Origin of the sequence: Shewanella hafniensis (assembly GCF_019655335.1) — a bacterium.
In the GTDB taxonomy this organism is placed as follows: domain Bacteria; phylum Pseudomonadota; class Gammaproteobacteria; order Enterobacterales; family Shewanellaceae; genus Shewanella; species Shewanella hafniensis.
The window spans coordinates 1-222 of sequence record NZ_BPFD01000298.1 but is presented as its reverse complement, the minus strand read 5'-3'; the positions used below and the strand labels follow the sequence as shown (position 1 = coordinate 222).

Here is a 222-nt window from a genome sequence, read left to right as displayed (position 1 = left end):
GAGAGACGGAGAAGGCTAGGCTAGCGCGGCGTTGGTAGTCCGCGTTTAAGGTGGTAGGTGGTGTTCTTAGGCAAATCCGGGAACACGTACTTTGATGTACACACTGAGAGCTGATGACGAGGTCCTACGGGACTGAAGTAGTTGATGCCATGCTTCCAGGAAAATCTTCTAAGCTTCAGGTTAGCGGGAATCGTACCCCAAACCGACACAGGTGGTCGGGTA

General features: G+C 52.7%; 1 rRNA gene. It reads left to right on the top strand.

The window, feature by feature from the left end:
- A 23S ribosomal RNA gene (locus tag K5Q99_RS22350) occupies window positions 1–222 on the top strand; the annotation flags it as partial.